This window comes from Polaromonas naphthalenivorans CJ2 (assembly GCF_000015505.1).
In the GTDB taxonomy this organism is placed as follows: Bacteria; Pseudomonadota; Gammaproteobacteria; order Burkholderiales; family Burkholderiaceae_C; genus Polaromonas; species Polaromonas naphthalenivorans.
On the sequence record NC_008781.1, the window covers coordinates 1,903,881 to 1,923,527 of the forward strand.

The following is a 19,647-nucleotide window of genomic DNA, read 5'->3' on the forward strand; positions in this document are numbered from 1 at the left end:
CGCGCCGTTATCATGCAGGCATGACTCCATCCGCTAGCTGGCACCGCCGTCTGACACGAACAGGTCAGGCTGCGCAGCAGTGGTTCATTGAATGGTGGCAACTGATCCACCTGGGCGCGGTCATCCTGGTGCTGACACTCTCGCCATCGAGCTACCGGCGTGAAAACCGCCTGGTGCTGGGCCGGCATATCTATATGAGCACGGCGCCCATTTTGCTGGGCTTTTCCCTGCTGTGCGCGCTGGTGACCGTGGTCATCACGCGCATCGTGATGGTGACCGCGCTCAGCTATGGCCTGTCGCAGTATGCGCTGCAGGTCGTGATCCGGGTGCTGGTGCTGGAGCTGATTCCGCTGTCCGCCGCGCTGTTCGTGGCGCTGCGCTGCACGATTCCCGATGGCGCGGAACTCACCGCCATGCAGGCCAGCGGCGAGCTGGACGAGATGCGCAGGCAGGGCGTGGAGCCGATACGCCGCGAGGTGCTGCCGCGCGTGGTGGCCGGCATGTTTTCGGGCATCACGCTGGCCGCGCTCAGTTGCGTGGTGGCGGTGATGGTGGCGTATGTCGCGGTCTATGGATTTGCCGTGTCGGGGCTGGCGGTCTATACGCGGCTGTTCGGGCAGGTGTTCACGCCGGCCGTCACGCTGATCTTTGTGCTGAAAACCGTGTTTTTTTGCCTGGCCGTGTCGTTGATACCGATGGCCTCGGCGCTGTACGGAATGCGCGGCGCCAACATTCGCAGCAGCGCCGAAATGCGCGGCCTGGTCCGCATGTTCGCGGTGTTGCTGCTGGTTGAAGTGGCTTCGCTGGTCGGCAACTATTATTGATTTTCAGGCAAGCCATCCATGAGTTCACCTCCCGATTCACCGCCCCCCTTGCTGCCGCCCATTGGTCAAGGTCAGGCGCAGCCTGCGTCCGCGCCCGTGCCCGGCAGTGCCGCGCCCGAGAACATCGCCAACCTGGAACTCAAGGCCAGGCTGCTGCTGCTGTTCATGCTGCTGCTGGTGTGCGGCTCGGCCCTGTATGTGCTGTATGCGCGCGGCGCCTTTGAATCGACCCAGCGCCTGGTGCTGATGGCCGAGGATTCCGAAGGCGTGGTGGTCGGCATGGACATCACGTTTGCCGGATTCCCCATCGGCCGGGTGCGGCGCATCGAACTGGCCGAAGACGGCAAGGCGCGCATCCTGGTCGATGTGGCCGAGAAGGACGCCCACTGGCTGCGCACCAGCAGCGTTTTCACGCTGGTCAAGGGCATCGTGGGCGGCCCCAACATCCGCGCCTATACCGGGCTGCTCAATGATCCGCCGCTGCCCGACGGTGCGGAACGGTCCGTGCTGCAGGGCGACGCCAGCGCGGAAATCCCCAAGGTCATTTCCGCCGCCAAGGACCTGATCGACAACCTGAACAGCCTGACGGGCAGCAGCGGCTCGGTCGGCACCAGCCTGGCCAATCTGCAGGTGCTGACCGGCCGGCTCAACGGACCCGGCGGCGCGCTGACCGTGTTGCTGGGCAGCGAAGCAGAAGCCAAAAAGTTTTCCGCCACGCTGGACCGCGCCAATGCCTTGCTGGCCAAGCTCGACGGCATGGCCGCCAAGACCGACACCCAGGTGTTTGGCGACAAGGGCGTGCTGCCCGAAACACGCGCCACCGTCGTGCAGCTCAATGCCATGCTGGGCGAGGCGCGCACCAGCCTGAAGAAGGTCGATGCCATTTTGGTGGATGCGCAGGCCGTCACCTCGAATGCCAGGGACGCTACGTCCGACCTGGGCGCCTTGCGCGGCGACGTGGAAGCCAGCCTGCGAAAAGTCGAAGGCCTGGTCAGCGAGATCAACCGCAAATGGCCGTTTGCCCGCGATGCGGAGATGAAACTGCCGTGAAAACCTTCTTTTGCTCCACTGTCAAATTCAAATGCGCTGTTCCGCTGGCGGCGACTGCCTTGCTGCTGGGCGCCTGCAGCAGCGGCCCCAAGCCGCCCGACTGGCAGGTCGAAGCCAAGGGCTCGATGGAGCGTTCCGTCGCCGCCTACATGGAAGGCAACAGCCGCGTCGAAACCGCCGAACTGGCGCGCGCGCGCAGCCAGCTGTCGCGCACCGGCCGTGTCGATCTGCTGGCCACCGCCGAACTGCTGCACTGCGCGAGCCGCGTCGCCAGCCTGGTGCTTGAACCCTGCGTGGGTTTTGATGCCCTGAGAGACGATGCGACGGCCGCCCAGCGCGCCTATGCCGATTACCTGCGCGGCCAGGCGCAGGCTGAAAGCATTCCTTTGTTGCCGCCAGCCCAGCGCGCTGCGGCGGCGGGTGATGCCAACGCCCTGAAGGGCATCGCCGATCCGTTGTCGCAACTGGTCGCCGCTGGCGTCCTGCTGCAGACCGGCAAGGCCAGCCCGACCGTGATTGCGCAGGCGATTGACACGGCCTCAAGCCAGGGCTGGCGGCGTCCGCTGCTGGCCTGGCTGGGCGTGCAGGCGACGCGGGCAGAGCAGGGCGGCGACGCCGAGGAGGCGGCGCGCCTGCGCCGGCGCATGGCCATCGCGCAGGGCCGCGGCTTGAGCGTGAAAGAACCTGAAAAAGAGAATGAAAAAAGATGAGCTACACCGTCAAACTTTACGCCTTTGAAGACGCCAGCCCGGCGCAGCTGCAGGCGGCCGAGCAGCGTTTCAGGCAAGCCCTGGAAGCCGCGCTGGGCGATGAAAGCCTGGTGGCGCCGGTGCATGCCGCCTACCGGCGCATCGTGGCGATTTATGGCGAAACACCGGCCGACGATGTCCTGTCGCCCGAAGAGCTGGAAATCTTCAGCCAGTGGCAGGCGGCCGAATCCGCAGCATTGACCGCCGCCCTGGGGCCGAACCGCTACATGGGCGATGCGCAGTTCGAGATTCGCGGCTGATTCCGTTGACGCCGTTGATGCCGGCAAGGGCTGCGGCGTTCAGGGCGAGCGGCTCAGGCGCGGTGAGGCGAGCGCCTGCAGCTGATCATTGATGGCCAGCTCCACGGCCCGAAGGCGCGGCAGTGCCTTGGCCTTGTCCAGCGCGGCATGCAGCTGCCGCAAATCCTTGCTGCTGGTGGTCGCCTTGATCTGGGCGACTGCCGCCGGAATGTTGCCGCTTTTGATCAAGGCCAACATTTTCGTAACCCATTCGGTCATGCTCATCCTTTGTTTTTGGTGTTTCAGCCTGCGCGGGCGCAGACAGGCTTACGATTGTAGTTTTGCTATAAAAAGAATAGCTATCATCGCCCTGTCCATATGCGCAGAAGCCCGATTTGACCCAAAAAATTGAAACCAGAACAGCCTGTGTGCCTGCTTTGCGTCGAGCCGACAGTAAAATCCGCAGCCCATCCCGCAGTGCCCTTTGGGCGCGATTATTGACCTGAGTGAGCTAGCCTTGACTGATCCCCGCATACCGACGCCTGATCCGGCTGATGAATCTTCTTTGACCGACCTGCCCAAAACCCAGGAACCCCGCCTGTGGCGCGGCGACGGCTGGACGGCCAAGGTGATCAAGAACGAAGACGACGACGGCTGGGCCGTGGCGATGATCAAGGACGGCGAGCCCGAACCCGCGCTGGTCGGCCCCTGGACCATGGGGCGCGACAAGAAAAACCCCAAGCCTCTCGATGTCAACGCCTTCAACACCCTCGTCAAGACCGCCTCGGAGTTTGTGCGCCGCCATGAGCAGCAGCTGCATGCCACGCTGCACCAGCGCATCACCGTGACGGCCAACGCGGCGCGGGTCACCGTTTCGCTCGACATCGTTCCCGATGAAGAGCATCCCCATGCGCTGCTGAGCGCGCACGATGAAACCGGCGAGTTGCTGGCCGAGGTGAAGGCCGCCCCGTCGTTCAAGCTGAACCGCGCCAGCGCCGTGGCCTGGGCAGAAAACGGCTTTGGCAAGCCGGCCGAGCGATGAGCGCCCTGGCCGCGCCGGCTGCGCCCGTGCATGCCTGCGGAATTGACTTCGGCACCTCCAACTCGACCGCCGGCTGGAGCCGCCCGGGGCAGCGCGCCCTGCTGGCGCTGGAGGAGGGCAAGCTGACGCTGCCTTCGGTGATCTTTTTTCATGCCGAAGACGCCCATGTCAGCTATGGCCGCGCCGCGCTGGCCGACTACCTCGAAGGCCATGAAGGCCGGCTGATGCGCTCGCTCAAGAGCTTGCTCGGCACCTCGATGATGGACGAATACACCGAAGTGGCGGGGCGTGCCATGCCGTTCAAGGAGTTGCTGGCGCATTTCATCGGCGAACTCAAGCGCCGGGCCGAAGTGGCGGCAGGGCATGAATTTACCCGCGCCGTGCTCGGCCGGCCGGTGTTTTTTGTCGATGACGACCCGGTGGCCGACCAGCGCGCCCAGGACACTCTGGAGGATATTGCCCGCCAGGCCGGCCTGCGCGAGATCGCTTTCCAGTACGAGCCGATTGCCGCCGCGTTCGACTACGAGTCGCAGATTTCGCGCGAGGAACTGGTGCTGGTGGTTGATATTGGCGGCGGCACGTCCGACTTCACCCTGATCCGCGTCGGCCCCGAGCGTGCCGGCCGGGCCGAGCGGCGCGACGATATTTTGGCCAGCGGCGGCGTGCATATCGGCGGCACCGACTTTGACAAGGCCCTGAGCCTGGCCAGCATGATGCCCATGCTGGGGCTGGGCAGCCTGCTGAAAAGCGGGCGCGAAATGCCCTCAAGCCATTACTTCAACCTGGCGACCTGGCACACCATCAACCAGGCCTATACCAAAAAGGCATGGGCGCAGATTGCCGAGCTGCACCGCGACGCCGCTGACCGGCCCCGGCTGGAGAGGCTGCAAAGCGTGGTCCGCGAACGCGCCGGCCACTGGCTGGCGCTGCAGGTCGAAGAGGCCAAGATTGCCCTGTCCAATGCCGAGGCCACGGATATCGACATTGGCCGCATTGCCGCCGGCGAAAGCGTGACGCTGCACCGCGCCGGGCTGGACCGGGCGATTGACGGGCTGGTGACTTCGGTCGAGCAGACAGTCGCCCGCCTGCTGAGCGATGCGGGAATCACCGCCGCCGGCATTGACACCGTGTTTTTCACCGGTGGCTCCAGCGGCGTGCCCTTGCTGCGCGAGCGGGTGCTGGCGCTGACGCCGCAGGCTAGGTGCGTCGAAGGCGATTTGTTCGGCAGCATCGGCGCCGGGCTGGCGCTGGATGCGCAGCGAAAATTCGCTTAAGGAGCGCACGATCTTCAACCAAGAGCGTGCACATCCGGCTTGACTATTGGCCGCGCTGGCCCAGCCAGGCTTCCAACTGCTCGGAGCCGCCAATTTTCTGGCCGCCGCAAAATACCTGGGGCGCCGTTCCCGCACCTGAAACGGCATACAGGCTGCGTGAAGTGATGCCGTTGCCCAGCGAGATTTCCTCATAGCGCAAGCCGGCTTCCCTGAGCAGGGACTTGGCCTTGGCGCAGAACGGGCAGCCGGGCTTGGTGAACACCGTGATCGGCTCGGGCGCCTTGGCGCCGGGCGCGATGTAGTTGAGCATGGTGTCGGCGTCCGACACTTCAAACGGGTCACCTTCCTTTTCCGGCTCGATGAACATCTTTTCGATGATGCCGTTTTTGACCAGCATCGAATAGCGCCATGAGCGCTTGCCAAAACCCAGGCTGCTTTTATCGACCAGCATGCCCATGCCTTCGGTGAATTCGCCGTTGCCATCGGGAATCAAGGTGAGGTTCTCGGCTTCCTGCGCCTGGCCCCATTCGTTCATCACGAAGGCATCGTTGACCGAAATGCACACCACCTCATCGACCCCATGGGCCTTGAGCGTGTTGGCCAGTTCGTTGTAGCGCGGCAGATGGGTTGAAGAGCAGGTGGGCGTGTAAGCGCCGGGCAGCGAGAAGACCACGACGGTTTTGCCATCGAACAGCTCGGCGCTGGTGACATCGACCCACTTGTCGTTCTGGCGGGTCTTGAAGGTGGCTTGAGGGACGTGTTGTCCTTCTTTGTTGGGCAGCATGGCAATCCTTGAGTTGGGCATGAAAACACTAAAAAGCATTCAATCCTTCAGTGTGCCATGCAAATTCTTCTGTCGATCCTTGTTAATTTTTTTACATCCTCAGCCATGCGATCTGACGGCTCGAACCCACAAAATTCGTATTCGCGGTAACCACGGGTTGCCATCTTTCAGTTCACTTTTTGAAAAGGAATTGCCATGAGCACGAAAACGAAGGAAACCTCTGCCCGGCGCGAGGTTTTGGACAGCAGCGATAAATCTTTTTCCAATGTATTTTCCGAGCTTGGCCGCCATCAGCTTGCCCTGGTGGTGGAAGGGACCAGCGCGCTGTGCCGCAGCAGCGAAGCCCTGCGAAAAATCCAGCAGGACGCGGCGCATGAGGCGTCGGTCTTTCATGAGGAGACGGCCCAGAAACTGTTTACCCCCTGCCAGCCCGCCGACCTGATGGCGATACAGTCCGAACTGATGCGCTTTTGCCTGCAAAGCTCGGGCAAATACTGGCAGCAAATTCTCGCGCAAGCGATGCAGACGCAAGTAGAAATGATGCGCAGTGTGAGCCAGGTGTTGAAGAGCGAAAAAGACACCGGCCTGAAGTCACCGCTGGAAGTCCTCCAGGCGGCCATGCCGCCGCTGGCCAGCAGCTTGTTCCCCATGAATGCCTACGTTGCAGACGGGCAGACGGTGCACCACTGAGGATCAAGCCCGCTGCCGGCTTGCGGAGCGGGCCTGAGCAAAGGGCTGCTGCATGAGTCATGGGCCTGCTTTTCTGCATGAGAAAATGGCCGGCTATCAACCTCATGCAGCGGAGCCCGGATGAATTTTGCGACCGACCTTGCGGGCGTGACCCACGGCATACAACTGGCGGTCGCCCCGGTGTTTTTGCTGACGGCCGTCTCCGGGATGATCAGCGCGGTGGCTGGCCGCCTGGCCCGGATCATCGACCGCGCACGGTTCCTGGAAGGCCGGCTTGAAAGCGGTGCTATCGAGCAGGCGCGGGCTGCCAAAATCTATGACGAATTGAACCGGCTCAGGCACCGGGGCTGGCTGGTCAACGGTTGCCTGGCCTTGCTGACGTTTTGTGCCATCCTGATCGGCAGCACCATCATCCTGCTGTTCCTGGGCGAAACCAGCGAATTGCCGATTTTCAAGATCGCCACGGTGTGCTTTCTGGGCGGCGTCGTCTGCTTTTTATCGGCGCTGGTTTGTTTCCTGGCCGAAACCCTGCTGGCCACCCATCTGCTCAAGTTTGCCGAACTGCCGGCAGCGCCAAATCAGCAAATCATTCATGAAAAATAGGCTTTGCGCAATACCAGTAAGCGGTTAATGCTATAAAAAAAGGAGCGTATCAAGAATTCGCTCCCGATAATGCGACCGAATGTATCACCGTGAAACGGCATGTTTGATGACGCAAGGAATTTTTACTCCGCCCTAGAATAATTTTCACGGGTTCCGGGACTGGGGCAGCCCGTTGAAATCGCTTGCAAAGAAGGCTGGACTTCGATACATAACCTCGGAATTAAAAATGACAACGCAAATCAAAAAATCAATGTTGCTTCGCAGCGGTCGCAGCTTCGCTCTGGTGCTGGCCGCTACGCTGGCTTGCACCGCCAGCTTTGCCGAAAAGCCCGAATGGGCCGGCGGCGGCAAGGGTGACAAAGGCGGCAAGCATGAGCAGAAGGCCGGCAACGATCACGGCAACCAGCACGGCAACCAGCACGGCAACCAACAGGACAACCAGCGGGTTGAGCATGCTCCTTCGGGCCAAAAATCCGGCAACAGTCCAGGGGCTGGCCATGTCAGGGTAGGCGGTTATTTCGGCAACCAGCAGCGCACGGTGGTTCGAACCTATTACGGCAACGAGTTCAAGGCCGGCCGCTGCCCTCCCGGCCTGGCCAAGAAACACAATGGCTGCATGCCTCCCGGACAGGCCAAAAAATATGTCGTGGGCCAGCGCTTGCCCCGCAATGTGGTCTATTACCCGGTGCCCCAGCGTGTCGTTTACCAGCTCGGCGCGCCGCCATCGGGCTACCGTTACGTCCGGGTGTCGTCCGACATCCTGCTGCTGGCCATCGGCACCAGCATGGTGGTCGATGCCATCCAGAACCTGAGCGGCTACTGACTCTGCTTGTGATTTTTGTGCCCTCTTGGCGCAGGCGACGGGCTGGGATAATGGGTTCCAAACTTAAGGAATAACCCAATATGCTGCTTGACGCCGATGACTCCCAACTCGTGCTGGTCGATTACCAGATTCGCCTGATGCCCGCCATTTTTGAACATGAGCGGGTGGTCGCCAATGCCCTGCGCCTGGCCCGCATGGCCCGGATCATGGAGGTGCCGGTCTGGGGCACGGCGCAAAACCCCGACAAGCTGGGCCAGAACCTGCCCGAGTTGCAGGCGGCGATTGATTCGGCCGGCGGCAAGACGATGGCCAAGATGCATTTCAGCGCCGCCGCCGAGGGCCTGGTCGAGTGGCTGCGCCCGCCCGTGCGCAAGGCGCCCAGCGGCGGCAATGCACGTAGCCTGCCAAAACACATGCAAAAACCCCCGGAACCCGAGGAAGAGGGCCGAAGCATGATCGTGATTGCCGGCTGCGAGGCGCACGTCTGCCTGATGCAGACCGCGCTCGAACTGCTCGAAGAAGAGTTCGACGTGTGGGTCGTCACCGATGCCTGCAGCTCCCGCAGCGAACGCGACCGCGACGCGGCGTTCGACCGGCTGGCCGGCAACGGCGCCGAGCTGGTGACGACGGAGATGGTGGCGTTTGAATGGGCGCGCACCTGTGAGCATCCGGCGTTCAGGGAAATGTTGGCCTTGGTGAAATAGGGCAGGCCAGCGTTGCCGGCTGCATCCCCGCCAGATTATTCGCCACTGCCGCCACTGCCGCCACTGCCGTAGGGGCGGGTGAGGATTTCAAGATAGTGGCCATCCGGATCGTTCCAGTAAACGCCGCGCCCGCCGTCCCGATGGTTGATCCTGCCGGGCTGCTGGTGGCCAGGGTCGGCCCAGTAGGGCAGGGTGCGTTCCCGGATGCGGCCGAAAATCACCTCGAATTCGTCCTCGCTGACAAGAAAAGCGTAATGCTGCCGGGTGATGTGGCCATCGGACTGCAGGAAGTCCAGGGTGACGCCGTTGTCCAGTTTCACGCCGTGGAACGGGCCGAACAGTACCGGCGCGGCGCATCCCAGGATCTCGGCCAGGAATGCCGCCGAAGCCTGTGGATCACGGCTTGAGACGATGGTGTGGTTCAGTTCAATAGCCATGGTGCTCTCCAGTATCAGGCAGGTTGCCCATTGACCCGGCATGGACCTCTGCGGGTTCCACAAAACTATTAAACCTCCAGCAGCTCAAGCGTCCTGGCATCGCCTTTTCCGCCGAAGTATTTGTCCAGTGCCCGGTCAAAGACCGGTTCTTGTGGCGCCACCTGCGCAAACAGCGTCATTGACGAGCGGAACTTGAGGTCGTCCGGCGAGTGAAAAATCTGCAGCGCCGTCTTGCCTTGGACAGCCAAAACGAGCTCAGCGCACGCCTTGAGCCTCGGTCCGAGCACGGGATGCTGCCAGTAGGCCAGTGCCTCGTCCCGGGATGCGATGCCGAAAAACAGCGCGGTGGCGCTGCGGCCCAGCGCCTTCAGTTGTGGAAAGACAAACCACATCCAGTGGCTGGCCTTGGCGCCGGCCGCCAGCTCGGCGCAGACCTGCGGATAAATCGGGTCTTGCGCCAGGACAAAACGCTGAAGATGATGAGGATCGTTCATGGCGCAATCTTGCGAGGCGGCACAAGGCTTGTTTGGTCAATCATTTTCTGGCGCCACCTGGAGCGCGTCAAGCGCCGCAGGAATCGCTGCTTGTCTTTCAGGATCCCCAGCGGTAGCTCTTCGCCGCATGCAGCGTCCAGCTGCCATCCCCGGGCAGCTCCAGCACCCAGGCGTGGTGTTTCAGGACCGCCGCGTGGTGGCTGATGCTGACCGGGGTGATCGACAGGCCGGCCAACTGGCCGTACAAAAGCTCCTCATTGGCCGCATCGAGCGCGCTGGTGGCCTCGTCAAGCAGCAGGTAGCGCGGCTTGGCGAGCAGGGCCCGGGCGAAGGCCAGCCGCTGCTGCTCGCCGACTGACAGCACGCGCTGCCAGTCCAGCTCGGCACCCAGGCCGCCGAAGCGCTCGGCCAGCGCCGGCAGGTTTACCTGCGCCAGCCACTGCAGCAGCTCTTCGTCCGAGATGTCGCGCTCGGTGTGCGGGTAGGTCAGCTGGCAGCGCAGGTCGCCCAGCGGCAGGTAGGGCTGCTGGGGCATGAACAGCATGTCCGATCCGGCCGGCCGTGTCACCTCGCCCGAGCCGGTGGTCCACAGCCCGGCAATCACCCGCAGCAGCGAACTCTTGCCTGTGCCGCTGGGTCCGACGATCAGCAGCCCCTGGCCGGGGTTGACGGCTAGCGTGACCTCTTGAAGCAGCAGATGCTCCCGCCCGGGCGTGAGTATCGTCAGCCGTTCAAGGCTTAACTCAAAACCATGCAGCGTATGAATTTTCTGGAAGGCATCATCGGCAGCGCCGCCGGGCGTGCCGGCTTCGGCATCCAGGGCTTGCGAAAAGGCATGCAGCCGCTCGACGCCGGCTGAAAAGCGGCTCAGGCCTTCGAAATGTTCGACGATTACCGTGAGCGCGCTCAGGATGGCGGCAAAGGCGCCCGCGGCCTGTATCGCCCGGCCGACCTCCAGGCGCCCCGACAGCACATCACCGGCAATGATCACCGTGGGCAGAACGATGGTCAGGAACGCATGCGCGTACTGGAACAGGTTGAGCCCGAACTGCCAGCGCAGCACCTGCTGGTAGTTGGCGTAGGCCAGCGCGAAGATGCGTTGCAGCGCCGACATTTCGCGCGCCTCGCCATCGTGAAAGGCAATCGGCTCGGCATGCTCGCGCACCCGCACCAGGCTGAAGCGAAAGTCGGCCTCGCGCTGCAGCTGGCGAAAGTTCAGCCCGATCAGCCGCTTGCCGAACACCGCGCCCGTGAAGACGGTGCTGAACACCGCATAGCCGATCAGGAAAAAAACCAGACCCTGCGAGATCGACCACAGCACGGCCGAAAAGGCGACCAGTTGGAGCACCGAGCCCAGCACGATCATCGAGAAATACAGCGACTGCTGGGTGAAGGAGTTGATGTCTTCGGAAATGCGCTGGTCGGGGTTGTCGATGCCGGCCTCCGTGCCGAGCCGGTAATAGGCGCGCTGATGAAAATAGCGCGCCAAAAAACGGTCCGTCAGCCAGCGCCGCCAGCGCAGCCCGAGCGTGTCGCGCACGTAGTAATACAGCGCGTAAATCGGCACAGCCGCCACGAGAATCGCCGTGTAGCGCCAGATCGAGGCCCAGAAACGGTCGGCATCGCGCGCCGCCAGGGCCGAGGTGAATTCGCCGGTTTCCTGGTTGAACAGCACGTTGAAGGCGGTCTGCCCCAGCAGCAGAAAGACCAGCAGCACCAGCATGCCACGGGCACGCCAGCGCTCATCCGAGAACCAGTAAGGCCGCGCAATCGTGGCGAAGCGTCGCCACAGGCGGGCGTTGAATCCGGGTTGTTCTGCTGCGCTCATTGAACTCCGTTCTGGATAGAAAACTGCCGGATTTGATGCAAAAGCTTTGAAAGCTTCACCGTCAACCATTTCAAATCCGATACAAGCTGCTGAAAATGGCTGAAGTGCAATGTTTGCGTAGGCAAATAGCTATTTAATCAATAGCAATTCAGTGGTTTGCACGATCGTGGCCGGTTGCCGTCAGCTTGCAGCAAGACCGCTGCCCATAATTAAGAATTCAGTTTTGATGACGCAGGCGTGTTTTTTTCGCGCTCGCTTCCAATCAACCGCCGCAGCAAAAATCCGGAGACGACCCATGACAAGCTATGCAGACTTCTACCGCCAGTCCATCGACCAGCCCGACGCCTTCTGGGCCGAGCAGGCCAGCCTGATCGAGTGGCACAAGCCCTTTGACCGCGTCTGCAACTACGACAATCCGCCGTTTGTCAAATGGTACGAAGGCGGCCAGACCAACCTGTGCCACAACGCCGTGGACCGGCATTTGGCGGACCGGGCCGGCCAGGCCGCGCTGATTGCCGTCTCCAGCGAAACCGGCTTGGAGAAAACCTACACCTTCCAGGATCTGCACGGCGAAGTGCAGCGCATGGCCGCCAGCCTGAAGGCGCTCGGCGTCGAGCAGGGCGACCGCGTGCTGATCTACATGCCGATGATTGCCGAAGCTGCCTTTGCGATGCTGGCCTGCGCCCGCATCGGCGCGGTGCATTGCGTGGTGTTTGGCGGATTTGCCAGCGGCTCGCTGGCTTCGCGCATTGAAGATGCGGCGCCCAAGGTCATCGTCAGCTCCGATGGCGGCTCGCGCGGCGGCAAGGCGCTGCCCTACAAGCCGCTGCTCGACGAGGCGATCCGCCTGTCCAGCCACAAGCCAAGCGCCGTGCTGCTGGCCGACCGGGGCCTGGCGGCCATGGAACTGGTGGCCGGGCGCGACCACCTCTGGAACGAGTTGCGCGAACAGCATTTCGATGCACAGGTGCCGTGCGAATGGCTGGACTCGACCGCCATCAGCTACACCATCTACACCAGCGGAACCACCGGCAAGCCCAAGGGCGTGCAGCGCGACACGGCCGGCTACACCGTAGCCTTGGCCGCGAGCATGAAGCACATCTTCGACGGCCATGCCGGCGAAACCTTCTTCTCGACCAGCGACATCGGCTGGGTCGTCGGCCACAGCTACATCGTCTATGGCCCGCTGATTGCCGGCATGGCGACCATCATGTACGAAGGCCTGCCGACGCAGGGTATGGACAAAAAGCCCAACGGCGGCATCTGGTGGGAACTGGTCGAGAAATACAAGGTCACGGTCATGTTCAGCGCGCCAACCGCCGTGCGCGTCTTGAAAAAGCAGGACCCCGCCTTGCTGACGAAATACGATTTGTCGAGCCTGCGCGCGCTGTTCCTGGCCGGCGAGCCGCTCGATGAGCCGACCGCCCGCTGGATCAGCGAAGGCCTCAATGTGCCGATCATCGACAACTACTGGCAGACCGAAAGCGGCTGGCCGATTCTGACGATTGCCAACGGCGTCGAGTCCAAGCCCAGCAAGTTCGGCAGCCCCGGCATTCCGATGTACGGCTACAACGTCAAGCTGCTGCACGAATCAACCGGCGAAGAACTGACCGTTCCGGGTGAAAAAGGCGTGGTGGTCATTGAAGGACCGACGCCTCCGGGCTTCATGCAGACCATCTGGCAGGATGACGCTCGCTTCGTCAACACCTATTGGAAGAGCATTCCCGGCAGGCTGGTGTACAGCACCTTCGACTGGGGAATCCGCGACGCCGACGGCTACTTCTTCATCCTGGGCCGCACCGACGACGTGATCAACGTGGCGGGCCACCGGCTCGGAACGCGCGAGATCGAGGAAAGCATTTCCGGCCATTCGCAGGTCTCGGAAGTGGCCGTGGTCGGCGTGGCCGACGGCCTCAAGGGCCAGGTCGCGATGGCCTTTGCGGTGCTCAAGGATTCCAGCGTGCTGAACGACGCCGCAGCCTGCGCCAGGCTCGAAGCCGAAATCATGAAGCGCGTGGACAACGACCTGGGCGCGGTGGCCCGGCCGGCCCGCGTCCGCTTTGTGACGGTCTTGCCCAAGACGCGCAGCGGCAAGCTGCTGCGCAGGGCCATCCAGGCGGTGTGCGAAGGCCGCGATGCCGGTGACCTGACGACGATGGACGACCCGGCCGCGCTGCAGCAGATCAGGGACCGGGTGGAAACCGTATAGCAAGGGACGGCTCACGGAGGGCGGAGGTGGGGCGCTGGCCAATCAAATGGCTGGCGCCTTTTTTATTTCCGCAGCCGGCTTCAGTTCAGTCTGATACCAATCCCGTGTCATGAGATAACCGAAGCTGAAGGCAGCACTGTCCAGTTGCGGGAGCACAAAGAGCGGATGGCACCAGGGATTTGCGTGAAGGCATTCCAGGCGTCGCAGCAGGCATCCACAATCTGCTCATACCCGTCATAGCAGCGGTTGGCCAGGTGCCGGTCGCGCAGTTGCTGCCACACCTGCTCGGCCGGGTTGAGTTCGGGTGAACCCGCGGGCAGCGGCAGCAATGAGAGATTGGAGAACTGGGGCAGTTTGGCGGTGGTATGCCACCCTGCACGATCGAGCACCAGCACCGCGTGGCGCTCCGCAGGAACGGCCTCGCTGATGGCCTGCAGGTGTAGGGCCATCGCCTCGGTATTGGCCTGCGGCAGGATCAGGCCAACAGCGGTATCGCGCTGCGCACAGACGGCGCCAAAGATGTATGCCGATTCGGACTGCTGCTGGCGCACCACCCGGGGCCGCGTTCCCTTGCGCGCCCACAGGCGCGTTTGCGTGCCGCGCTGGCCAATGCGCATTTCATCTTGAAACCAAACATCCACTTGCTCAGGCGCAATGCCCGGGGGCAGCGTTGCTGCGACTTCCTGGACGAAGTTTTTTTTTGAATTCGGCTTGTGCCATCGGATCGGCGTAAGGACTGAGGGCGCGGGCCGAAATCCATACCATGCCCAAACGCTTCATCAGGTCATACACACCGTTCAGGCTGTAGGCCACACCGAACTGCCGGGCCAGCAACTGGCGTATGTCTTCCCCCCGCACCCGCCCGCCGCCGCGTTCGCGCTGCAGTTGCCGGGCCGCCAGGCGAAACGCCTCTTCGTGCTCTTTGGCAAGGCGCTGCGTACTCCAGTCGTGCGGCATGCCGGCCAGACGGTCAAAGTCATAGGGCTGCAGCTGATCAATGATGTGCTGAGATAACATTTTCGTAACCTCCTGCGAGAGCCAAGACTGGTCAGACTCCGATCACTGACTTTGGTTCTTTCTCTGTCGGGATTGGTATGAGCTGCGCCTGCCTGGCCACCCGGATGCAGTCCTTCATGTGCTCCTCGCCAAAGTAGCGGATGGCCGCATAGCCCACGGTGGCCGCCACGATCTGTCCGGCCAGCGGCACGTACTTGGCGAGCTGTTTGGTCGCCATGCGCGTGCCGATCTTGGTGGTGGCCTTGATGATCAGGTCGCGGCTGATGAACTTGCCGATCAGCACCGAGCCGACCATGGCCACGGCTTTTTGCACCTGTTCGCGTTTTTTCGGGTCCAGCTGGTCGATCTGCTCGGGCGCCAGGCCGAATTCCCTGTTGATCTGGGGAATCAGCCTGGACAGCAGCGCGGCATCCACCGCCCAGTCCAGGCCGGGCACCGGCACCGCGCTGGCGACGGCGGCAACCAGCGCCCGCTTGTTGAGCAATTTGCGGCTGCGCTTGACGGCCGCTTCAAGCGCCGCATCGTCAGCGGCCAGGTGCAGGGCAGTGGGCATGGCTCAAAACCTTTCATGGGATGGCGTCTTGCGTGCAATAGCTTGTATCACACGGCAAGGAATGCAGCCCATCGGTCCGAGCCAATGACCGGCTGAACCTGCGGCGTTTTATGCGGCGACGGCTTCCAGCTTTTCCGTCACTTCCAGCCAGCGTTCTTCGAGCTTGGCCAGGTCGGCTTCAATCGTCTTGAGGCGTTTGCCGGTCTGGGCGATTTCCGCTGGCGCCTTGGCCGTCGTCAGCAAGACTTCAAGGTTGGCCTTTTCGCTGTTCATGCTCTGCAGCTGGCGGTCGATTTTTTCGAGTTCCTTGCGCAGCGGCTTGGCTGCGTCCGACTGTTGCTGGCGGCGCTGGGCGTCTTCCTTCTTGCTGGCCGAGTTTTTTACGTCGGATTGGCCTTTTGCGCTTGCTGTGTCTGCACTGACAGCTACTGTTTTGGTAGCAGCGGGCGCAGCGGGGCTGTTGCTGGCTTTCTTGGCTTCCTCGCGCTGGCGCTTGGCCTCGTCGAGCAGGTAGCGCTGGTAGTCGTCCAGGTCGCCGTCGAACGGGGCGACGCCACCGCGCGAGACCATCCAGAACTCGTCGCAAACGGCGCGCAGCAAGGCGCGGTCGTGGCTGACCAGCATCACGGTGCCTTCGAATTCATTGAGCGCCATCGACAGCGCCTCGCGCGTGGCCAAGTCCAGGTGGTTGGTCGGCTCATCGAGCAGCAAGAGGTTGGGGCGCTGCCAGACGATCATGCACAGCACCAATCTCGCTTTTTCGCCGCCGCTCATGCTGCCGACGGCCTGCTTGACCATGTCGCCGCCGAAGTTGAAATTGCCCAGGAAGCTGCGCAAGTCCTGCTCGCGCGTGGGCTGGCTGCCCATCTTGCCGGCGGCGGTCACTTCCTTGACCAGGCGGATCATGTGCTCGAGCGGGTTGTCCGCCGGGCGCAGCACGTCGAGTTCCTGCTGGGCAAAGTAGCCGATGTTCAGGCCCTTGCCCTCGGTCATCTCGCCTTCAATCGGAGCGAGGGCGCGCGCGATGGTTTTGACCACGGTCGATTTGCCCTGGCCGTTGGCGCCCAGAATGCCGATGCGCTGGCCGGCCAGCACCGACTTGCTGACGTTCTGCACGATGACCGTGGGCGGTGTGCCTTCGGGCGCGTCTTCGGGCGCGGGGTAGCCGAAGTAGGCGTTCTGCATCGACAGCATCGGGTTGGGCAGGTTCGCCGGCTCCTTGAACTCGAAGGTGAAGTCGGCTTCGGCCAGCAGCGGCGCGATTTTTTCCATACGGTCCAGCGCCTTGACGCGGCTTTGCGCCTGCTTGGCCTTGCTGGCCTTGGCCTTGAAGCGGGCGATGAACTTTTGCAGGTGGGCAATCTTGTCCTGCTGCTTGTTGAACGCGCCTTGCTGCAGCGCCATCTGCTCGGCGCGCAGGTCTTCAAATTTGCTGTAGTTGCCGCCGTAGCGCGTGAGCTTGGCGCTTTCGATATGCACGGTCACGTCGGTCACGGCGTCGAGGAACTCGCGGTCATGGCTGATGACCAGCATCGTTCCCTGGTAGCGCTTGAGCCAGGCTTCGAGCCAGACCAGTGCATCCAAGTCCAGATGGTTGGTCGGCTCGTCAAGCAGCAGCAAATCCGACGGGCACATCAGCGCGCGCGCCAGTTGCAGGCGCATGCGCCAGCCGCCCGAAAAGCTGTTGACCGGGTTGTCGAGCTCGCTGAGCTTGAAACCCAGGCCCAGGATCAGGGCCTGCGCGCGCGCCTGCGCGTCGTGCGCGCCGCAGTCGTACAAATCCATGTAGGCGTGCGCCATGCGGTCGCCGTCACCGCTCAGCTCGGACGCATCGACCTCGGCCTGCGCGGCCAGCAGCACGGTGTCGCCTTCGATCACGTAGCTGGTGGCGCTTTGTTCGGTTTCGGGCATGTCCTGCGCGACCTGCGCCATTTTCCACTGCGCGGGAATGTAGTATTCGCCGCCGTCCTCGTGCAGCGTGCCGTTGAGCATGGCGAACAGCGAGGACTTGCCCGCGCCGTTGCGGCCCACCAGGCCGATTTTTTCGCCCGGATTGAGGGTGACAGACGCGCTGTCGAGAATCACTTTGGCGCCGCGACGCAGCACCACATTTTTAAGGGTAATCATTTAAACCAACAGACTGAAGAAAAAGGGTCGGGTCGCAGGGCGCCCGGCAAGACGCTTGAAACTCGAAATACTGAAAGCAGGGTTCAGGCCAGCTGTTCCCATGTCAGTAACAGTACCTGGTCGCTGCCGGCGCTGGTTTCAAACCAGAACGGCTTCAGGTGCGGAAAAGCGCGTTCAAAATTCTCGCGCTCGTTGCCGATTTCCAGCACCAACACCGCATTTTCGTTCATTTGCGCGGCGGCGTTCAGAAAAAGGCTGCGAATGAAGTCCATGCCGTCCGCGCCGCCGGCCAGCGCCAGGCCGGGTTCGGCCCGGAATTCAGCGGGCAGGGCGGCCATGCTGGCGGCGTTCACATAGGGCGGATTGCACAAAATCAGGTCGTAGCCGCCGGGGCAGTTTGCCAGGCCGTCCGATTCGATCAGCGTGATGCGGCTGGCCAACTGGTGCCGGTCCACGTTGATGCGCGCCACGGCCAGCGCGTCCGGGCTGATGTCGGCGGCATCGACCACCACTTCCGGGTACGTCATGGCGGCCAGAATCGCCAGGCTGCCGTTGCCGGTGCACAAATCGAGCACGCGCTGCGTCTCGTCGCTCAGCCAGTCGTCGATGCTGCCGTCGTCAAGCAGCTCGGCGATGAAGGAGCGTGGAATGATGACGCGCTCATCGACATAAAACGGCACGCCCATCAGCCAGGCTTCATGCGTCAGGTAGGCGGCGGGCTTGCGGGTGGCGATGCGGGTATCGACCAGCAGGGCCACCTGCGCCTGGTCCTCGGGCGATACCGGCCGGTTTTCGACGGATTCCAGGTCGTCCAACTCCAGGCCCAGCTTCCACAGCACCAGCCAGGCGGCTTCGTCAAACGCATTGGTCGTGCCGTGGCCGTAGCCGTCGGAAAAGCTCAATCCGGCGGCGTCCAGCCGGTCGGCCATCTGCTCGATCACCTCTAACACGGTCACGGTGGGGGTGGGAGTTGTCGTCATGCCAGTCCTGCCAGGCGCTCGAGAACGCCCTTGTAGATGTTCTTGAGCGGGTCGAGCGATGCGGTGTCCACGCATTCGTTGATCTGGTGGATCGTCGCGTTGACCGGACCCAGCTCGATGACCTGCGGGCAGATCTTGGCGATGAAGCGGCCGTCGCTGGTGCCGCCGGTCGTGGACAGCTCGGTCTGCACGCCGGTCTCGGCCAAAATCGCGCCGCGCACCGCATCGACCAGCGTGCCGGGCGTGGTCAAAAAGGGCAGGCCGCCAAGCGTCCATTTCAGCTCGTATTCGAACTGGTGCTTGCTCAAAATGGCCAGCAGGCGCTGCTGCAGGCTTTCGGGAGTCGATTCGGTGCAGAAGCGGAAATTGAAATCGACCACCAGGTCGCCGGGAATGACGTTGCTGGCGCCGGTGCCGGCATGGATGTTGGAAACCTGCCAGCTGGTCGCCGGGAAAAAATCATTGCCCTGGTCCCACTGCGTCGCCACCAGTTCAGCCAGCGCGGGCGCGAACAGGTGAATCGGGTTCTTGGCCAGGTGCGGGTAGGCGATATGGCCCTGCACGCCCTTGACGCTGAGCTTGCCGCTCAGCGTGCCGCGTCGGCCGTTCTTGATCATGTCGCCCAGCTGTTTGACCGACGTGGGTTCGCCGACGATGCAGTAGTCGAGCACCTCGCCGCGCGCCAAAAGCCGGTCGCAGACCACCACCGTGCCGTCGATGCCGGGGCCTTCCTCGTCGCTGGTGATCAAAAAGGCCATCGACAGCGCGGGCCGGGGATGCGCCGCCAGGAACTCCTCGACCGCCACGACCATGGCGGCAATCGAGGTTTTCATATCCGCCGTGCCGCGCCCGTACAGCTTGCCCGCGCGGTGGCTGGGCGTGAACGGGTGGCTGTGCCACTGCGCCAGCGGGCCGGTCGGCACCACATCGGTGTGGCCGGCAAACACCAGCGTCTTGACTTTGGCTTGTGACAATTCAGTGTTTGCTATGGATTCAATAGCTGGTTGTGCAAGCGCTGCTTGCGCAGAAGGGCTAAAACCTTCAAATTTTGCCCATAAATTCGTGACCCGGAAATGCTCGGGTCCGCTGACGATGGTTTCGCACTTGAAACCCAGCGGCGCCAGCCGCGCAATCAGCAGGGCCTGGCAGCCGGCATCGTCGGGTGTGACGGACGGGCGGGAAATCAGCTGCTCGGCTAGGTGGAGTGTTCGGGACATGGT

Annotated in this window: 22 protein-coding genes; 11 read left to right on the forward strand and 11 right to left on the reverse strand. The window is 62.7% G+C overall.

Annotation, left to right across the window (positions count from 1 at the left end; genetic code table 11):
- The first annotated feature begins 20 nt into the window (after positions 1-20).
- The 4 genes from PNAP_RS08955 to PNAP_RS08970 are packed head-to-tail and all read left to right on the forward strand — an operon-like array spanning position 21 to position 2,883.
- Positions 21-824, forward strand: coding sequence for an MlaE family ABC transporter permease (locus tag PNAP_RS08955; protein WP_011801180.1), 804 nt, complete (start codon positions 21-23; stop codon positions 822-824).
- An 18-nt stretch (positions 825-842) separates the two neighbouring features.
- Positions 843-1,874, forward strand: coding sequence for an MlaD family protein (locus PNAP_RS08960; protein WP_011801181.1), 1,032 nt, complete (start codon positions 843-845; stop codon positions 1,872-1,874).
- Positions 1,871-2,584 carry a hypothetical protein gene (locus tag PNAP_RS08965; RefSeq protein WP_011801182.1) on the forward strand — a complete coding sequence of 238 codons (714 nt, stop codon included), beginning with the start codon at positions 1,871-1,873 and terminating at the stop codon, positions 2,582-2,584. Before PNAP_RS08960 ends, PNAP_RS08965 begins: the two co-directional genes overlap by 4 nt.
- On the forward strand, positions 2,581-2,883 hold the full coding sequence (locus PNAP_RS08970) for a hypothetical protein (RefSeq protein WP_011801183.1): 303 nt from the start codon (positions 2,581-2,583) through the stop codon (positions 2,881-2,883). The genes PNAP_RS08965 and PNAP_RS08970 overlap by 4 nt, the downstream gene beginning before the upstream one ends.
- A gap of 39 nt (positions 2,884-2,922) precedes the next feature.
- Here PNAP_RS08970 and PNAP_RS08975 read toward each other — a convergent pair whose 3' ends face one another.
- Positions 2,923-3,141, reverse strand: coding sequence for a hypothetical protein (locus PNAP_RS08975; RefSeq protein ID WP_011801184.1), 219 nt, complete (start codon positions 3,139-3,141; stop codon positions 2,923-2,925).
- Between the two features lie 238 nt (positions 3,142-3,379).
- On the opposite strand from PNAP_RS08975, the gene PNAP_RS08980 reads away from it, so the two are divergent.
- Both PNAP_RS08980 and PNAP_RS08985 read left to right on the forward strand, forming a co-directional pair.
- Complete coding sequence (locus tag PNAP_RS08980) at positions 3,380-3,904, forward strand: hypothetical protein (protein ID WP_011801185.1); 525 nt, start codon at positions 3,380-3,382, stop codon at positions 3,902-3,904.
- On the forward strand, positions 3,901-5,178 hold the full coding sequence (locus PNAP_RS08985) for an Hsp70 family protein (protein ID WP_011801186.1): 1,278 nt from the start codon (positions 3,901-3,903) through the stop codon (positions 5,176-5,178). The genes PNAP_RS08980 and PNAP_RS08985 overlap by 4 nt, the downstream gene beginning before the upstream one ends.
- Before the next feature lie 43 nt (positions 5,179-5,221).
- Here the strand turns inward: PNAP_RS08985 and PNAP_RS08990 are convergent, their stop codons facing one another.
- Positions 5,222-5,962 (reverse strand): glutathione peroxidase, encoded by a 741-nt coding sequence (locus PNAP_RS08990; RefSeq protein ID WP_041376633.1) that lies wholly within the window; start codon positions 5,960-5,962, stop codon positions 5,222-5,224.
- Positions 5,963-6,157: 195 nt separating this feature from the next.
- On the opposite strand from PNAP_RS08990, the gene PNAP_RS08995 reads away from it, so the two are divergent.
- From PNAP_RS08995 to PNAP_RS09010, 4 genes are all read left to right on the forward strand, one after another.
- Positions 6,158-6,652 (forward strand): phasin family protein, encoded by a 495-nt coding sequence (locus tag PNAP_RS08995; protein ID WP_011801188.1) that lies wholly within the window; start codon positions 6,158-6,160, stop codon positions 6,650-6,652.
- A 120-nt stretch (positions 6,653-6,772) separates the two neighbouring features.
- Positions 6,773-7,255 (forward strand): DUF2721 domain-containing protein, encoded by a 483-nt coding sequence (locus PNAP_RS09000; protein WP_011801189.1) that lies wholly within the window; start codon positions 6,773-6,775, stop codon positions 7,253-7,255.
- A gap of 226 nt (positions 7,256-7,481) precedes the next feature.
- On the forward strand, positions 7,482-8,078 hold the full coding sequence (locus PNAP_RS09005) for an RcnB family protein (protein WP_011801190.1): 597 nt from the start codon (positions 7,482-7,484) through the stop codon (positions 8,076-8,078).
- A gap of 80 nt (positions 8,079-8,158) precedes the next feature.
- The gene (locus PNAP_RS09010; RefSeq protein ID WP_011801191.1) at positions 8,159-8,782 is read left to right on the forward strand and encodes an isochorismatase family protein; all 624 of its coding nucleotides are present in this window, start codon (positions 8,159-8,161) and stop codon (positions 8,780-8,782) included.
- A gap of 35 nt (positions 8,783-8,817) precedes the next feature.
- Here the strand turns inward: PNAP_RS09010 and PNAP_RS09015 are convergent, their stop codons facing one another.
- The 3 genes from PNAP_RS09015 to PNAP_RS09025 form a co-directional block, all read right to left on the reverse strand.
- A complete protein-coding gene (locus PNAP_RS09015) occupies positions 8,818-9,219 on the reverse strand; it encodes a VOC family protein (RefSeq protein WP_011801192.1) in 402 nt (133 codons plus the stop codon).
- Positions 9,220-9,287: 68 nt separating this feature from the next.
- Positions 9,288-9,713: a DUF1810 domain-containing protein gene (locus PNAP_RS09020; RefSeq protein WP_011801193.1), complete on the reverse strand. Its 426-nt coding sequence runs from the start codon at positions 9,711-9,713 to the stop codon at positions 9,288-9,290.
- 97 nt (positions 9,714-9,810) lie between these two features.
- Complete coding sequence (locus PNAP_RS09025) at positions 9,811-11,541, reverse strand: ABC transporter ATP-binding protein/permease (RefSeq protein WP_011801194.1); 1,731 nt, start codon at positions 11,539-11,541, stop codon at positions 9,811-9,813.
- 226 nt (positions 11,542-11,767) lie between these two features.
- Between PNAP_RS09025 and PNAP_RS09030 the strand changes: the two genes are divergently transcribed.
- Positions 11,768-13,750, forward strand: coding sequence for a propionate--CoA ligase (locus PNAP_RS09030; RefSeq protein ID WP_083758030.1), 1,983 nt, complete (start codon positions 11,768-11,770; stop codon positions 13,748-13,750).
- Between the two features lie 107 nt (positions 13,751-13,857).
- Here PNAP_RS09030 and PNAP_RS09035 read toward each other — a convergent pair whose 3' ends face one another.
- From PNAP_RS09035 to dapE, 6 genes are all read right to left on the reverse strand, one after another.
- Positions 13,858-14,475, reverse strand: a complete 618-nt coding sequence (locus tag PNAP_RS09035) for an IS630 family transposase (RefSeq protein WP_157040249.1) — start codon at positions 14,473-14,475, stop codon at positions 13,858-13,860.
- A complete protein-coding gene (locus PNAP_RS24920) occupies positions 14,396-14,767 on the reverse strand; it encodes a helix-turn-helix domain-containing protein (RefSeq protein WP_011801197.1) in 372 nt (123 codons plus the stop codon). The genes PNAP_RS09035 and PNAP_RS24920 overlap by 80 nt, the downstream gene beginning before the upstream one ends.
- A gap of 31 nt (positions 14,768-14,798) precedes the next feature.
- Positions 14,799-15,320 (reverse strand): hypothetical protein, encoded by a 522-nt coding sequence (locus PNAP_RS09045; RefSeq protein ID WP_011801198.1) that lies wholly within the window; start codon positions 15,318-15,320, stop codon positions 14,799-14,801.
- Between the two features lie 108 nt (positions 15,321-15,428).
- The gene (locus PNAP_RS09050) at positions 15,429-17,447 is read right to left on the reverse strand and encodes an ABC-F family ATP-binding cassette domain-containing protein (RefSeq protein WP_011801199.1); all 2,019 of its coding nucleotides are present in this window, start codon (positions 17,445-17,447) and stop codon (positions 15,429-15,431) included.
- An 83-nt stretch (positions 17,448-17,530) separates the two neighbouring features.
- Positions 17,531-18,427 (reverse strand): 50S ribosomal protein L3 N(5)-glutamine methyltransferase, encoded by an 897-nt coding sequence (gene prmB / locus PNAP_RS09055; protein ID WP_011801200.1) that lies wholly within the window; start codon positions 18,425-18,427, stop codon positions 17,531-17,533.
- Positions 18,424-19,644, reverse strand: coding sequence for a succinyl-diaminopimelate desuccinylase (gene dapE, locus PNAP_RS09060; protein WP_011801201.1), 1,221 nt, complete (start codon positions 19,642-19,644; stop codon positions 18,424-18,426). The genes prmB and dapE overlap by 4 nt, the downstream gene beginning before the upstream one ends.
- Positions 19,645-19,647: the final 3 nt, after the last annotated feature.

What these genes read in the sequence shown, in the direction of transcription:
- prmB (WP_011801200.1), bottom strand. Translation starts at nt 18,427, where the DNA reads ATGACGACAACTCCCACCCCCACCGTGACCGTGTTAGAGGTGATCGAG.
- PNAP_RS09030 (WP_083758030.1), top strand. Translation starts at nt 11,768, where the DNA reads ATGACGCAGGCGTGTTTTTTTCGCGCTCGCTTCCAATCAACCGCCGCA.
- PNAP_RS24920 (WP_011801197.1), bottom strand. Translation starts at nt 14,767, where the DNA reads ATGTTATCTCAGCACATCATTGATCAGCTGCAGCCCTATGACTTTGAC.
- PNAP_RS08985 (WP_011801186.1), top strand. Translation starts at nt 3,901, where the DNA reads ATGAGCGCCCTGGCCGCGCCGGCTGCGCCCGTGCATGCCTGCGGAATT.
- PNAP_RS08990 (WP_041376633.1), bottom strand. Translation starts at nt 5,962, where the DNA reads ATGCTGCCCAACAAAGAAGGACAACACGTCCCTCAAGCCACCTTCAAG.
- PNAP_RS09015 (WP_011801192.1), bottom strand. Translation starts at nt 9,219, where the DNA reads ATGGCTATTGAACTGAACCACACCATCGTCTCAAGCCGTGATCCACAG.
- PNAP_RS09025 (WP_011801194.1), bottom strand. Translation starts at nt 11,541, where the DNA reads ATGAGCGCAGCAGAACAACCCGGATTCAACGCCCGCCTGTGGCGACGC.
- PNAP_RS08970 (WP_011801183.1), top strand. Translation starts at nt 2,581, where the DNA reads ATGAGCTACACCGTCAAACTTTACGCCTTTGAAGACGCCAGCCCGGCG.
- PNAP_RS08955 (WP_011801180.1), top strand. Translation starts at nt 21, where the DNA reads ATGACTCCATCCGCTAGCTGGCACCGCCGTCTGACACGAACAGGTCAG.
- dapE (WP_011801201.1), bottom strand. Translation starts at nt 19,644, where the DNA reads ATGTCCCGAACACTCCACCTAGCCGAGCAGCTGATTTCCCGCCCGTCC.
- PNAP_RS08960 (WP_011801181.1), top strand. Translation starts at nt 843, where the DNA reads ATGAGTTCACCTCCCGATTCACCGCCCCCCTTGCTGCCGCCCATTGGT.
- PNAP_RS09045 (WP_011801198.1), bottom strand. Translation starts at nt 15,320, where the DNA reads ATGCCCACTGCCCTGCACCTGGCCGCTGACGATGCGGCGCTTGAAGCG.
- PNAP_RS09005 (WP_011801190.1), top strand. Translation starts at nt 7,482, where the DNA reads ATGACAACGCAAATCAAAAAATCAATGTTGCTTCGCAGCGGTCGCAGC.
- PNAP_RS09000 (WP_011801189.1), top strand. Translation starts at nt 6,773, where the DNA reads ATGAATTTTGCGACCGACCTTGCGGGCGTGACCCACGGCATACAACTG.
- PNAP_RS09020 (WP_011801193.1), bottom strand. Translation starts at nt 9,713, where the DNA reads ATGAACGATCCTCATCATCTTCAGCGTTTTGTCCTGGCGCAAGACCCG.
- PNAP_RS08995 (WP_011801188.1), top strand. Translation starts at nt 6,158, where the DNA reads ATGAGCACGAAAACGAAGGAAACCTCTGCCCGGCGCGAGGTTTTGGAC.
- PNAP_RS09010 (WP_011801191.1), top strand. Translation starts at nt 8,159, where the DNA reads ATGCTGCTTGACGCCGATGACTCCCAACTCGTGCTGGTCGATTACCAG.
- PNAP_RS08975 (WP_011801184.1), bottom strand. Translation starts at nt 3,141, where the DNA reads ATGACCGAATGGGTTACGAAAATGTTGGCCTTGATCAAAAGCGGCAAC.
- PNAP_RS09050 (WP_011801199.1), bottom strand. Translation starts at nt 17,447, where the DNA reads ATGATTACCCTTAAAAATGTGGTGCTGCGTCGCGGCGCCAAAGTGATT.